Below are 12,745 nucleotides of genomic sequence, written 5' to 3'. Positions count from 1 at the left end.
ACTTATTTCCTCCTTCTTGCAACTTTACTTATTTTACACCAAAATTCTATTGGATTCTACTGATGTCTCTGTTTTCTAGTTATTTCAAGTTCATTCTTATTAGATTAAAAAAGGATATAAAAAAAGCTAGGAGTTCTACCCTAGCTTTTTTTACTGTATGAAGTTTTTAAACGTATTGTAATTCTTTTTTTTCATTATATGCTGCGTCGATCGTACCGCCGCCTAAACATTCCAGACCATCATAAAAAACAACTGCTTGTCCGGGTGTGATGGCACGTACAGGTTCGTCAAATTCAACTGTGGCTGTAGTTCCATCTTCATTTAATTGAACCGTCACGCCTGTATCTGCTTGGCGGTAACGGAACTTCGCAGTACATTTAAATGTACGTGATTTTTTTTCATTTGTTGTAAAATGAAGGTCAGAAGCTTCTAAATGCGTAGCCAGCAACCATTCATGATTAAATCCTTGTCCTACAAATAGTGTATTTGTTTCTAAATCTTTTCCGACAACGAACCATGGATCACTTGATTTTCCGCCGCCACCAATTCCTAATCCTTGGCGTTGTCCAATCGTATAATACATTAATCCATCATGTTGCCCTTTCACTTCGCCATCTACCGTCATCATTTTTCCAGGTTGAGCAGGTAAATAAGTCATTAAGAACTTTTTGAAGTCGCGTTCTCCAATGAAACAAACACCTGTAGAATCTTTTTTCTTAGCTGTCGCTAAGCCAGCTTCTTCAGCAATTTTACGTACTTCAGATTTTTGCATTCCACCCAATGGGAATAACGTTTTAGCAAGTTGTTCTTGAGATAATTGATTCAAAAAGTAAGTTTGGTCTTTATTATTATCTAGTCCTCTTAACATATGTGTAACGCCATTTTCATCACGTTCCACTTGAGCATAATGACCAGTAGCTACATAATCCGCTCCTAGTTCAATAGCATAGTCTAAAAAGGCTTTGAATTTGATTTCTTTATTGCACATAACATCTGGGTTAGGTGTGCGTCCTTTTTTATATTCTTCTAAAAAGTAGGTAAATACTTTATCCCAATATTGTTTTTCAAAATTAATCGAATAATATGGAATTCCAATTTGGTTTGCTACCAACGCAACATCATTGTAATCCTCTGTCGCTGTGCAGACACCAAACTCATCTGTATCATCCCAGTTTTTCATAAAAATACCCACCACATCATAGCCTTGTTGTTTTAACAATAAAGCTGTAACGGATGAATCAACGCCTCCACTCATGCCGACTACAACACGAGTCTTGCTATTGTCTTTCATTACATCACCATCATTTCAAATAGATTCTGAAAAATCTTTTTACGATTTGAAGGTCGCATTTTTTCAGTCTCTATCATTATACTAACTTTTAGTCAGAAATCAAGTTGCTTAACCCAAAAATAGGGACATGCTCACCATAGTGAACACCTCCCATTAGACTTTGTAATTAAAATTTTATATTTTTTCTAACACTCCACGTTCAACAAGGTCTGATAAAGTGAACGCTACTTTTTCTCGAATTTCTTTATACGCATCACCATTGTAAATATTTACTGGACGCAATCCATTGCCAGTAGTTATTGAAATTTTTAATTGTTTTACCTCATCTGAGATCACAATTTTCAACTTTACTCCTTGTTTATTCAATAAATTGGTATCCATCGTACGCATCAATTGGAAATTCCCTTTTTTAGTTTCTTCAAATCCATTGTCTCTTAATGTATATTTTTTTGCGTTAGGATTTACTTTAAACGTTTCTTTGGATCCTAATAAAGTTGCTTCTTTTTCAAATGCCATGTTATTCCCTCACTTTTTCTCTTCACTTAGTCGTAACCCTTTTCATTTCTACTATACCATAGCTTTTATCTTTTTTTCTATAAAAATCAGTAGAAATACTAAAGAGCCTGGAATGTTTCCAGGCCCTTTAGTATTTCTACCTCTGTTATTAAAGTCATTTTTTCAATCTTAAACTAATGGTCGCCAGTTGGTCAGCTAAACAACTGATTTGTTTTGACGTTGTTCCTAAGCCAAAACTGATTCGAATCGTTTCAGCCACAATTGGATTGTTCTCTCCATACATTGCTATTAAGACATGACTTGGATCAATATTGCCAGCAGTACAAGCTGAACCAGATGATACTGCTATGCCACTTAAATCTAAACTCATCAACAATTGTTCAGCTGATACATTTTTGAACCAGACACTTACGATATGATCTAATTGTTTATCCGTATTTCCATTGACTTCAAATTCGATCTCTTTTTGAGTCAATGCTTTAATAAGTTGTTTACGCAGTTCTTTATGTCTTTCTTTGCGCTTCTCTCTTTGAGGTTGAATAATTTCAACTGCTTTTTGCAATCCTGCAATAGCAGGAATATTCTCTGTGCCAGCACGACGTTTTTTTTCTTGTTCGCCGCCCAGCATAAAGCTTGGTAAAAAAATGGTTTCCTTCACATAAAGAAATCCAATGCCTTTAGGACCGTTAATTTTATGACCTGAAATAGATAATAAATCGATGTGGTCTCTTTTAACATCAATTTCCTCTGTTCCATAAGCTTGTACAGCATCGGTATGAAAATACGCTGTAGATTCACTTGCTTCAATTAGGGTACCAATTTCTGCTATATCCATTACGGTACCAACTTCGTTATTTGCATACATGATTGACACCAAAATGGTATCTGGTCTCAAGGCTTCTTCAACCTTCATAGGATCAACTTGACCTTTTTCATTCACTGGTAGATAAGTCACTTCGAATCCTAGTTTCTCTAAATATTCCATCGGTTTCAAAACAGCATGGTGCTCCACAACTGATGTAATAATGTGTTTTCCATCTTGTTGCCTATTTAAGGCCGTTTCAATAATTGCGGTATTGTCAGATTCTGTCCCACCACTAGTAATAATGATTTCATTCGGTTTGGCACCAATACTTTCAGCAAAAACTATTCGAGCATTGTCTACAATACGACGACTGTCTCTTCCGAAATTATGGATACTTGATGCATTGCCATAATGATTTTTCATTGCTTCATAAACAACTTCAATTACTTCTGGGTGTACAGGACTAGTTGCGGCATGATCAAAATACATTTTTTCCATCTAAGAAAGTCCTCCCTTATTTATCCAAACTTACAATCCTTAAAGTTTATCACTTTTCTCTATCTACAACAACCACTTATTTTGAGTAAGCATATTTAGTTATTTTCTGTTTCTTTTTCCCATAATTCTGGAAATAACATCTTTAGGATACCCATCGTTAATCGACGACCTTTGCCTTTGTAAACAAAAGCATGCATATGCATAGCAGGATTAAAGTTAGCCTCTAATACTGTATAGCCTAGATGTTCTTTAGTACTAGGTAAAGTTGTATCCGGAATAATCAAATCAATCCCACTAACTTTCGCACCAATAATCTCAGACATATCAATAGCAGCTTGTTTATAGCTGTCATCAATTTCATCTGTAACATCGATAGAGTCTCCTCCAGTACTAATGTTTGAATTTTCTCTTAAATAAACAATAGTGTTCAATTCGGGGATACTTTCAATCGTATAGCCTTGTGCTTTTAGCATCAGTTGTTCAAGTTCACCTAAAGCGATTCTTTCAAGAGGCGAACGATGTTTTTCTTCCCCGCGTAAAGGATCTTCATTTTTTTCGGCAACCAATTCTTTAATTGATTTTTCACCATCTCCGACAACATTTGCAGGGGTCCGTAACAAAATAGCTGGTACCTTTCCATCTAGAACAAAAAAGCGGTATTCAGTTCCAGGAATGTATTCTTCAACTAGTACAGCAGTATCTTCTTTGAATGCTATCTCAAGTGCTCTTTCGTAATCCATTTTTGTAGGTGCATGTTTAAAGACAGAGATACCTAACCCATAGTTAGTTGATTTAGGTTTTACAACGATTTGTTTTTGTTCATAACGCCAGAACGCTGTTTTTCCTTCTGCTAGAGTAGTGTACTCTTCACCAGCTGGAACACGAAATCCTGCTGAATCAAGAATTTTTTTCGTAACGGTCTTATTTTCCATAATCAGTGGGGCAATATAAGAATCTTTTGATGTCATATTTCCATTTTTAACAAATTCACTATGTTGATCATAAGTTAACTTTAAAAATTGATCTTGCGCATCTAAAACCTCTACTTGAATACCTTTTTGTAGCGCATCAAATAGCAATAGTTGGGTAGACATCTCTAGTTGTTCGAAACCTCTTAAATTGTACGGTCTCATAATCGCTTCATTTTTGTACCGTTTAGCTAGCTCTAGACTAAAATCAATATAAGACCCTTTTTCTTCTATGCCACGCACCATACGTGCAGCAACGGTTAAGGTTGGATCAATAAGGTGCTGCTTAGCTTCTTGAATACAGTTTAGTGCAGATTTAGTTCCATTTGTTGATTGAATCATTTCTTCCATTTGCTTCAATAAGCGGAAACCTTCCTTTTGAAAACGTGAAATTTGTTCTGGATGTTCCATTGCCGTTAACCGACTCATTTCTTCCCCATCTGCGATTTCTTCCGTAGTAGCTGTTTCATCCATCCAGATCATGTACAAACAAAAAAGATGAACAAATTCCATTGTCTGTTTTGACATACCAAATGGATCAAATGGATTCAAATCAAAGCTTCGCAACTCAAGATAAGAAATACCTTTTGTCAACAATTCTTCCGCTTTATTTGTACCACGAAAACGAACGGCTGAGTAGAATTCTTTTTCTTCTGATAAAAAGTCTTTTTCAACCATATCTTGTAAGCTACGCACATAATCTTCAATTGAATGGAATGACACAGAAACTTCTGATTGATTAACATACCCGTACTGGCTGCTTCGAATGCTTCGAACATACTCTTGTGGAATTTCTTGATCCGTAAAAAACGACTCATCCACTATAGGAGAAGCTCCTAGTAAATAAGTTAACAACCAACGATAGCGCAGGAAATTTTTTGTTAATTTTAAATAAAGCATCGACTTGAAAGATTCTTTATTTGAGTAGTCCGTTTGACAGTCAAATAAACGCGCAATCAGTTGGTCGTCTAATTCAAAATTGTAATGCATACCACTAATCATTTGTTTTTTCTTGCCATACTTTTCTGTTAGAATTTCTCTATACGTTACATCTTCCTTATTGTCTAGCTTTGCAATCGGAATAACCGATTCTTCTGGAAGAACCATCGGCATACTTATCGGCCAAATCGCTTGATCAGAAGGGATAGTTTGAAGAGCAATATCATGTAACGCGGCCAACCAATCGTAACTTTCTTTTATAGATCTTAAAGGTGGCGTGATCAATTCCAATTGTGATTCACTATAGTCTGTTTGAATATAGGGGTGGAAGCTCCTATTGCCAAATTTTATTGGGTGAGCTGTTAAAGCAAGCTCTCCTGCTGAAGTTACCCTTAAGCCCTCTTTCTCAATCCCAAAAACCGCTTGGTAAAAGGCTTCACCTATATCTGTTTCTTGTATCATTTGTCTCAAAGTCTTCATTTTACTATTCCCTCTTCTGCTTCAGTTATTTGTCGCTCAATTTCTGTTCGTATTTTTGGTTCAGGAGCGAACTCCTTTTCCCAATTATCAGGTTTCATAACTTTTCCATCCGTTTTTCTGTAACGTGGCTTGCCATCAGAAAAAAGTTTCCCCATATTCGCTTGATGCACGATCGAGAAAATGGGATCTGGGTTAATACCCATCAGTACGAAAGAACCATAATTAAAATAATTTGCATCCGTTAACGCATCTACTTGTCCAATTAAACGATTCGGGACCTCTTTGGACTGCTTTTTTATCTTGATAATAGATTCTTCAGCCGCTTGTTTCCATTCCAAAACCAAAGATTCAAATTGGTTGATGTCCCCTTCTACGGTTGAATAAAGGAATTCTAATAGTTCTTCCGTTGTAAAATTTGCCCGTGTAATAGCTTCTTCAGGAGTTAAAGCTTGTGGCTCTTTTTTTACTGGCTTATCGAATACTTCATGAAACTCTTGAACTTGTTCAAATGGTGACAATTTAGTCATACTTCTGTTCTCCTCCTGATGTAATAGGTCTTAAGATGATCAGAACTCTTTATTCGATTGTTTCCTCTCTAATTAAATGCTTTCTCAATGCCGCATTCTCTGATTCTAAGATCCTTCTGTTAATTTCAGATTGTTTCAAATCAGCTTGCATAATTTTTAAAAATTCAATATTATCCTGCGATTGTCGTTGGGTCCTCTCAAGCTGGATTTTTTCATCAATCAATTGCTTGATGTCCTTTTCGAGATCTTTTATTGTATCGGTTAACGCTTTATTTTTTTCAATTAATGAAGCATTTTGAAAACCAATCCCCTTTATTTTCTTTTCATTTTTACCATCTACTAAATTAATATAAACCACTACAAATGCTAAACAAGCAATAACAAAAGCTAAGCAAGTAATAATAAACGTAAACAAAGATGTAGAATACCTGAGACCAGCTAATAGTACACTCATTACGACTGTACAACCAAAAATCACTAGTCCAATACGATAAGAATTTATTTTTCTTTTAGCATTCAATGCTTTTAAATAATCCACTTTATTTTGTAATGCAGCCTTTTCTAATTGTTCTTGTTCTACCTTTTTTCGAGTTTCATAAAAAAGAACTTTTTCTTTTCTATCCATGGATTCTTGTACTTGTTTTTGATACTGTTCAAACCATTCTTTTTCCTTGACTAACTTTTCTAATTCTCTATCTATTTCCTGATGATAAACTGCCTTTTTCAATGAGATTTCCTCTTCTACACGTTCAGATTTCAAATGAGCTGACGTGAGTATTTCTTGAGCATGTTGTTCAGCTTTTCGAGTAATCTTGTCTGCTTCTACTTTTTCTTTATCATACTGTTCAATGGATTGCTCTTTTTTTAATTTAATTTCTTCTTTAGCGGCCGCTATGTCTTCTTGAACTTCTTGATACATCTTTTCTGATTGATGAAGAGTCTCGGCCAAAATTCCCTCTGCTTCGTTCTTTGCCTGTTGGAAAAGTTCGTTCTCATTTAAACGGGCTGTTTTTGTCGTTCGTTTCGATGGTTTAAGCTGATTCGATCGCAATGATTCTTTTTCCTTTATTGCCATTCCTAAAACAGAGTTAAAAACGACATTTGCTGTTTTTGAAAATAAACTACGTTGCTGTTTATCTTTCGTGTTTAATAACCTATTTAAAAAATCGGACTCGTGTTTTTCATCCATTAAAAAGTTCCTTTCTTTCTCACTTTCATAATCCTCTGATTAATCGAATCTAATCAAAATAAATGACTTCTTACACATTATCGCAAATAATCATAGAAAAGCCAAACCAAAAATTCTGTTTGCTTTATAAAAGTAAGCTAATTTCAAAAAATAAACAAACGTTCTTTATTATAGAATCCATTTTGGTAGAATGGTATACTAAGGATAATAATATTGTTAGGAGGATACGCTTTATGAATCAACCTTTAGCTTATCGGATGAGGCCTACTCATATTGATAATATTGTTGGACAGCAACACTTAGTAGGAAAAGGAAAAATCATTCGACGCATGGTAGAGGCTAAAATGCTTTCTTCGATGATTTTATATGGCCCTCCTGGGATTGGAAAAACAAGTATCGCTAGTGCGATTGCCGGGACAACAAAATACGCGTTCCGTATTTTAAATGCTGCTAGTGACACAAAAAAAGATCTCCAAATTGTTGTGGAAGAAGCAAAAATGAGCGGTACTGTGATTTTACTTTTAGATGAGATTCACCGTCTAGATAAGCCTAAACAAGATTTTTTGCTGCCACATTTGGAAAATGGACGCATTATCTTAATCGGTGCAACAACTGAAAATCCATATATTACAATAAATCCTGCCATCCGAAGCAGAACACAAATTTTTGAACTTAAGACACTTTCTAATGAAGATATACAACAAGCTATGTGGAATGCAGTAAAAGATTCAGAAAAAGGCTTTGGTAAAGAAAAAATAGCCATTACAGATCAAGCATTACTACACTTTTCTAGAGCCACTAGCGGAGATTTGAGAAGTTCTTTGAATGGTTTAGAACTGGCAATTAAATCAACAGCTCCAGATGAACAAGGAACGATCAATATTACTTTAGAAATTGCTGAAGAGTGTGTTCAAAGAAAAGCTTTAACACATGATAAAGACGGCGATGCTCATTATGATGTGATCTCAGCTTTACAAAAATCCATTCGTGGAAGCGATGTAAATGCTGCTTTACATTATCTTGCTAGACTGATCGAAGCTGGCGATTTACCTATTATCTCAAGGCGGTTAATGGTTATTGCTTATGAAGATATCGGATTAGCTAATCCTTCTGCAGCTTCTAGGACTGTTACTGCTATTCAAGCATCTGAAAAATTGGGCTTTCCGGAAGCTCGAATACCTTTAGCTAATGTAGTAGTTGATTTATGTCTCTCTCCAAAATCAAATTCGTCTTACGCAGCGATTGATGCAGCCCTCCAAGATGTACGGGCTGGGAAAAGTGGAGATGTACCTGATCATTTAAAAGATTCTCATTATAGTGGAGCAAAAGAACTTGGTCGCGGTGTAGATTATCTCTATCCGCATAGTTATCCTGGCGCATGGGTAAATCAGCAATACTTACCTGACAAGCTAAAAGATGCTTCTTACTATACACCAAATCACACAGGAAAATATGAAGATACTTTGGCAAAGCAGTATGATTCAATCAATTTTAAAAAAAGAAACAAGAGTGCAAATTAACCGCTTTCTTTGTTGTTAGAACACTCTTTGAACAGAAAGTTCACAGTCAAATAATTGACAATATTATAAGCTTATGCTACTATAAGGATAAGATTTCTGAGATGCTCGTCTTGCTCAACATGTGTTGACCGAACAATTAATATTACCTTGGGATCCAACCTGATTCAAACGGATAACATGCCTTTTCACTTGGTAGTTAGAAGCTTGACAGCGGAGCCCACCTGCTAACTGCGGGTTCAATACTAACTGAGCATAATAACGGCATCATCGGATTTCTCATTTAAAGTTTAAAACTTTTAAAGTCATTCTTAATTGAATGGCTTTTTTCTTTGTTATTGAAGCAAATTTCCCTTAACTTATTAGGAATATATGTTATTCTTATTTTGTAATTACCTATTGAAAGAAGGTCTTATCATGCTATTATCGATATTGTTTTTTATTTTTTCAGCGTTGCTACTTTATGCAGCATTCTTTTTTTATACTGGAAAAGCCTCTGTTCTATTATCTCGTACAGATAAAACTAGCCACTCAGAAACAGCACCTTTTTTTAAATTGTATGGTGCTCTCTTTTTTATTGGTGGACTTAGCTCTCTTCTACTTGTTTTTTTTCATCCTATTTGGCTGGCTTTTACTGTTTTACTCTTTGTTATGATTAGTATGCTTTTTTTTATTATGAGCTTAAATAAGCGGATGTGATTTTTCATTAACTTTTTAAACGATTTCTTATTTCTATGAAAATGGATACATTTAAGGTACAATAAGTTTAAGAAGAAGTATTTCATATCGTTTATCATAAGGAATGGAGTGAATGTGTATGTTACAACAATATAATCGAATCTTAGTAGCTGTGGACGGTTCAGCAGAAGCTGAACTTGCTTTTAAAAAAGCTGTACAAGTTGCTGTACGAAATTCTGCTACGTTAGTTCTTGCACATGTTATTGACACCCGAGCATTTCAAAGTATTTCTACTTTTGACGGAGCTATGGCTGACAAAGCAAGTGAGCAAGCCAAGAATACATTAGAAGAATATGTACGTTATGCAAAAAATCACCGCGTTCAAGACATCACTTATTCTATTGAATACGGATCTCCAAAAGTTTTGATTGCAAAACAAATTCCTGAAGATAAAAAAATTGACCTTATTTTATTAGGCGCAACAGGATTAAACGCTGTAGAACGTATCTTTATAGGTTCCGTTTCAGAGTATGTTATCCGTCATGCGAATTGTGACGTGCTGATTGTTCGTACCGATTTAGAAAATAAAAAAAGTTAACGTTATCTAAAATAAGAACAAAAAAAACAACCAAATAATTATTTGGTTGTTTTTTTTGTATTACTATTTAAGCACGTAATCTTTCAACATCACGAGCAATCATGATTTCTTCATCTGTAGGAATCAATAGCACTTTAACTTTTGATTCTGAAGTAGAGATGATACGTTCTTTTCCACGGACATTGTTTGCTTCAGCATCAATTTCAGCACCAAACCAGTTCATGCCATCAATAATAATTTGACGTGTTTCAGGAGAATTTTCGCCAATCCCAGCAGTGAAGACAATTGCATCCGCACCATTTAAGATTGCAAAATATTGACCGATATATTTCTGAACACGGTTATAGAAAATATCTAACGCTGTTTGAGCATCTTCATTTCCTTTTTCTGCTTCTTCTTCAACATCACGCATGTCGCTTGAAACATGAGAAAGACCAAGCAAACCAGATTTATTATTTAAAATATAAATCATGTCATTGATATCCGTAATATTTAATTTATTCATTAAAAATGGTAATAAAGATGCATCGATATCACCAGTACGTGTACCCATTGTAATACCCGCTAAAGGAGTGAATCCCATTGAAGTATCAATTGATTTTCCGCCTTTTACAGCTGTGATAGACCCGCCGTTACCTAAATGACACGTAATAATTTTTGTTTCTTCAAGTGGTTTGCCTAACATTTCTGCTGCACGCTCAGAAACATATTTATGTGAAGTACCATGAGCACCATATTTACGTGCTGCAAAGTCTGTATAATATTCCATTGGAAGACTGTATAAATAGTTTTCTTTAGGCATTGTAGTATGGAAAGATGTGTCAAATACAGCTACGCTTGTAATCTCTGGTAACAATTTTTTGAATGCTTTGATTCCTGTTGCATTTGCTGGGTTATGCAATGGAGCAAATTCAGCCAAACTTTCAATTTGTGCTAATACTTCGTCAGTAATTAGTGCTGAATCTTTAAATAATTCTCCACCAGCTACTACACGGTGTCCTACACCAGTAATTTCTTCGTAGTTTGCAATCACTTTTAGTTCAATTAATTTATCTAATACCATTTGAATAGCAATTTCATGGTTATTAATATCTTCAACCACTTTGTATTTTTCACCAGCATATTTTGTAGTGAAAATTGAATTATTCAAACCAATTCTTTCGATAATTCCTGAAGCGATTTCTGTCTCAGCTGGCATTTCATATAAGGTAAATTTTAAACTTGAACTACCTGCGTTAATTGCAATTGTTTTTGTCATATTTTTTCCATCTCCTAATTCAAATTTTTTAAATATTTTCTTTTTTCCAGCTGTCCACTTCTTGCATAAATTGAAGCATGGCATTTTGATTTTTAAAATCTGGAATTTGTGCTAACAAAACTTGTTTAGCTTGTTTGGCATTGCTCCCCTTTTTTTGAATCAAAAGAATTGATTTCCGCGAGTTTTTGGTTTTAAATAACTCATTCGGCAAATTTAACATTCCTTGCAAGAACGCTTCTTCTTGAATCATTTTCAGTAATCCTGGGGCCTCATCCGTTTCAAATAACTGAGCTGGAACTAAAAATAGTCCAAATCCACCATCTTTTAGGTAATGTAAGCTTTGTTCAATAAAGAGATGGTGCGCAAAAGAATGACCTTCTTTTGCAGCCGTTTTGTATTTACTGGCTTTTTCATCCAAAGGGTAGTAGCCAACAGGTAAATCGCTTACTACAACGTCCACAGGGTCCATTAAAAGATCTTGCAGCGCATCTTGATGTGTCAAGGTGACGTTTTGCCTCTGCAAGGTTGTATTGACTGATGCAAGAGTTAACAGCAAGTCATCATTATCGATTCCTTCTGCTTCTACCAAAATATTCTTTGAAACTAATCCATTATAAACAGTTGATAATAGATTTCCCATCCCTACAGCAGGATCAAGTAAACGTATTGGCTGCTCTTTTCCACTAATTAACTTTTCAATTAAATAGTTTAAGATAAAGCCAATAGCGTCTGGTGTCATTTGATGATTTGGTTGCAAAGCATCTGTTTTTGAAGCTTTCAAAAGAGCTAATTGAATTGCTTTTCGAATATCTTCTGGTTCCATACTGTCTATTGAAACCTCTTTGTAAAGTTTCGTCAATTTTTCAACCGTTTCATCTGAAGGAAGACCATCAACTTGATGAGGAATTCTATTAGATAAAATGTTCTCTCCCGTTTCTGAAAGAGCCTCTAAATAAGAAATATCTAATTCCTTTTGCAAGAGTTGGACAGAACTATCCAATTTATTAAATAACTGTTCGATTTCTTTTTGAGACAATAATTTCAACTTCTTTCTATTTTTCTTACAGTACCTTTGTACCAGTCATGTAAGAAATGAAATGAGTCATCTATAAAAAAACACTACTCTTTCATTTTAACGAATATATTGTAAGGTTTCAAGTATGAGCTCAACTTATTTTCAAAAGTAAATTATCTTTGCTTAACCTAAGTTAAATTAAGAAAACATGCGTTACCATGGCAGTAAAAAAAGCTCTTCTAAGAGTAGAAGAGCTTTTTTTATTTTAAATTATTGAGCTGCTGGATAAACAGAAACTTGTTTTTTGTCGCGGCCTTTGCGTTCGAAACGAACAACTCCGTCACATTTAGCAAACAAAGTATCGTCTCCACCAATTCCAACGTTAACACCTGGATAAATTTTAGTTCCGCGTTGGCGGAATAAAATTGAACCACCTGAAACAGTTTGTCCATCTGCACGTTTAGCG

At 34.9% G+C, this 12,745-nt stretch carries 11 protein-coding genes and 1 other RNA gene; 3 read left to right on the top strand and 9 right to left on the bottom strand.

Annotated elements, in window-relative coordinates:
- Positions 1-166: 166 nt before the first annotated feature.
- The 6 genes from mnmA to ABS911_RS04470 form a co-directional block, all read right to left on the bottom strand.
- Positions 167-1,291, bottom strand: a complete 1,125-nt coding sequence (gene mnmA / locus ABS911_RS04495) for a tRNA 2-thiouridine(34) synthase MnmA (RefSeq protein ID WP_350466516.1) — start codon at positions 1,289-1,291, stop codon at positions 167-169.
- Positions 1,292-1,465: 174 nt separating this feature from the next.
- A complete protein-coding gene (locus ABS911_RS04490) occupies positions 1,466-1,807 on the bottom strand; it encodes a cysteine desulfurase (protein WP_350466515.1) in 342 nt (113 codons plus the stop codon).
- 154 nt (positions 1,808-1,961) lie between these two features.
- Positions 1,962-3,110 carry a cysteine desulfurase family protein gene (locus ABS911_RS04485; protein WP_350466514.1) on the bottom strand — a complete coding sequence of 383 codons (1,149 nt, stop codon included), beginning with the start codon at positions 3,108-3,110 and terminating at the stop codon, positions 1,962-1,964.
- A 95-nt stretch (positions 3,111-3,205) separates the two neighbouring features.
- Positions 3,206-5,497 carry a bifunctional glutamate--cysteine ligase GshA/glutathione synthetase GshB gene (gshAB, locus tag ABS911_RS04480; RefSeq protein ID WP_350466513.1) on the bottom strand — a complete coding sequence of 764 codons (2,292 nt, stop codon included), beginning with the start codon at positions 5,495-5,497 and terminating at the stop codon, positions 3,206-3,208.
- On the bottom strand, positions 5,494-6,024 hold the full coding sequence (locus ABS911_RS04475) for a pyrophosphohydrolase domain-containing protein (protein ID WP_350466512.1): 531 nt from the start codon (positions 6,022-6,024) through the stop codon (positions 5,494-5,496). Before ABS911_RS04475 ends, gshAB begins: the two co-directional genes overlap by 4 nt.
- A gap of 49 nt (positions 6,025-6,073) precedes the next feature.
- The gene (locus ABS911_RS04470) at positions 6,074-7,213 is read right to left on the bottom strand and encodes a hypothetical protein (protein WP_350466511.1); all 1,140 of its coding nucleotides are present in this window, start codon (positions 7,211-7,213) and stop codon (positions 6,074-6,076) included.
- A 233-nt stretch (positions 7,214-7,446) separates the two neighbouring features.
- Here ABS911_RS04470 and ABS911_RS04465 point away from each other — a divergent pair, with 233 nt between their 5' ends.
- The 3 genes from ABS911_RS04465 (at position 7,447) to ABS911_RS04455 (ending at position 10,006) form a co-directional block, all read left to right on the top strand.
- Positions 7,447-8,733 (top strand): replication-associated recombination protein A, encoded by a 1,287-nt coding sequence (locus ABS911_RS04465; RefSeq protein WP_350466510.1) that lies wholly within the window; start codon positions 7,447-7,449, stop codon positions 8,731-8,733.
- Between the two features lie 90 nt (positions 8,734-8,823).
- A non-coding RNA gene (gene ssrS, locus ABS911_RS04460) (6S RNA) lies at positions 8,824-9,011 on the top strand.
- Between the two features lie 536 nt (positions 9,012-9,547).
- The gene (locus ABS911_RS04455; protein ID WP_350466509.1) at positions 9,548-10,006 is read left to right on the top strand and encodes a universal stress protein; all 459 of its coding nucleotides are present in this window, start codon (positions 9,548-9,550) and stop codon (positions 10,004-10,006) included.
- Between the two features lie 67 nt (positions 10,007-10,073).
- Here the strand turns inward: ABS911_RS04455 and ABS911_RS04450 are convergent, their stop codons facing one another.
- The 3 genes from ABS911_RS04450 to ABS911_RS04440 all read right to left on the bottom strand — a co-directional run.
- Complete coding sequence (locus tag ABS911_RS04450) at positions 10,074-11,264, bottom strand: acetate/propionate family kinase (protein WP_350466508.1); 1,191 nt, start codon at positions 11,262-11,264, stop codon at positions 10,074-10,076.
- 28 nt (positions 11,265-11,292) lie between these two features.
- A complete protein-coding gene (locus tag ABS911_RS04445; RefSeq protein WP_350466507.1) occupies positions 11,293-12,300 on the bottom strand; it encodes a class I SAM-dependent methyltransferase in 1,008 nt (335 codons plus the stop codon).
- Positions 12,301-12,549: 249 nt separating this feature from the next.
- Positions 12,550-12,745, bottom strand: a 196-nt coding sequence (locus ABS911_RS04440; RefSeq protein WP_350466506.1) for a 50S ribosomal protein L27, incomplete at its 5' end; no start/stop codon positions are given.

This window comes from Carnobacterium sp. (assembly GCF_040274425.1).
This window is presented reverse-complemented; position numbering and strand designations above follow the sequence as displayed.

What these genes read in the sequence shown, in the direction of transcription:
- ABS911_RS04450 (WP_350466508.1), bottom strand. Translation starts at nt 11,264, where the DNA reads ATGACAAAAACAATTGCAATTAACGCAGGTAGTTCAAGTTTAAAATTT.
- gshAB (WP_350466513.1), bottom strand. Translation starts at nt 5,497, where the DNA reads ATGAAGACTTTGAGACAAATGATACAAGAAACAGATATAGGTGAAGCC.
- mnmA (WP_350466516.1), bottom strand. Translation starts at nt 1,291, where the DNA reads ATGAAAGACAATAGCAAGACTCGTGTTGTAGTCGGCATGAGTGGAGGC.
- ABS911_RS04455 (WP_350466509.1), top strand. Translation starts at nt 9,548, where the DNA reads ATGTTACAACAATATAATCGAATCTTAGTAGCTGTGGACGGTTCAGCA.
- ABS911_RS04490 (WP_350466515.1), bottom strand. Translation starts at nt 1,807, where the DNA reads ATGGCATTTGAAAAAGAAGCAACTTTATTAGGATCCAAAGAAACGTTT.
- ABS911_RS04485 (WP_350466514.1), bottom strand. Translation starts at nt 3,110, where the DNA reads ATGGAAAAAATGTATTTTGATCATGCCGCAACTAGTCCTGTACACCCA.
- ABS911_RS04465 (WP_350466510.1), top strand. Translation starts at nt 7,447, where the DNA reads ATGAATCAACCTTTAGCTTATCGGATGAGGCCTACTCATATTGATAAT.
- ABS911_RS04470 (WP_350466511.1), bottom strand. Translation starts at nt 7,213, where the DNA reads ATGGATGAAAAACACGAGTCCGATTTTTTAAATAGGTTATTAAACACG.
- ABS911_RS04475 (WP_350466512.1), bottom strand. Translation starts at nt 6,024, where the DNA reads ATGACTAAATTGTCACCATTTGAACAAGTTCAAGAGTTTCATGAAGTA.